This window comes from Niallia sp. M35 (assembly GCF_050971705.1).
Classification (GTDB): Bacteria; Bacillota; Bacilli; order Bacillales; family Cytobacillaceae; genus Niallia; species Niallia circulans_A.
The window spans coordinates 1-868 of the sequence record NZ_JBPCEP010000050.1; the positions used below are offsets into that span (position 1 = coordinate 1).

The following is an 868-nucleotide window of genomic DNA, read 5'->3' on the forward strand; positions in this document are numbered from 1 at the left end:
TTAAATTAGATACAGATGATTGAATACTATCTGCTTTCTGATCAATAGATGAAGCATAAGATTGCACATCAGAAATAGCGTTGTCAGTATCTTCAATTGCTTGTGTCCAATCGGTCTCTTTATTACCAATTTCAAGTTTAAGGTTTGAGAGAGTTATATCTCCCACAAAGTCGTCCATTCTTATATTTATATATCTAGGTTCATTAGACGTACTTGGCAAATTCATAGTATGAGAATAATGAGTTAAATTTGTCTTAGTATATATATTTAGTTCAGTTATCGACATATACGGACTTGTAGCTTGTTGTAGCCTAAACCTTGCATTTCCTCCGCTAGAAGTAGCTATAAAATCGAATGATATTGTAATAGTTTTTCCTGCTAATTTTGAAAAATCCACATAATATAAAGTAGCAGTTTCATTTGCTCCACCTTTACCAGCAACAGTTTTACTATTACTCGTGCCTAAAGCATAATTTCTACCACCTATTTCAATTCCATTAACGGTAGCAGAGAGACTAGAAACAGATTGACTAATTCCATCTGTCGTAATCTTAATCTCTGACTTAGCAGAATTAATGGCGCTGGTTACACGTCCATCTGCTTCTGTTTTGGTGTATACATCTTCTTTATTAGCCTTTAGTTCAATTTGCCCGGCGATTGTAGATATGCTACTCTCTGCATTCAAAATACGTCCCGTCAAAGCGTCCACGCTCGTCTTCGTTGCTCTTGCTTCGATTTTCTCGTCAAGCATAGAAATAGAAGTCTGCGTTTCTGAAACAACATCATCTATATCTGATAAAGTCGTAATAACAGAAGATAGAGAACCGTTTATATCATCAACATTTTGTTCAATACTTGTTATCTTTCC

General features: G+C 35.0%; 1 protein-coding gene. It reads right to left on the bottom strand.

Translation table 11 applies throughout. The annotated features are described in order from the left end of the window. On the bottom strand, window positions 1–868 hold an 868-nt coding region (locus tag NiCM35_RS26615), incomplete at both ends, for a hypothetical protein (RefSeq protein WP_433780908.1).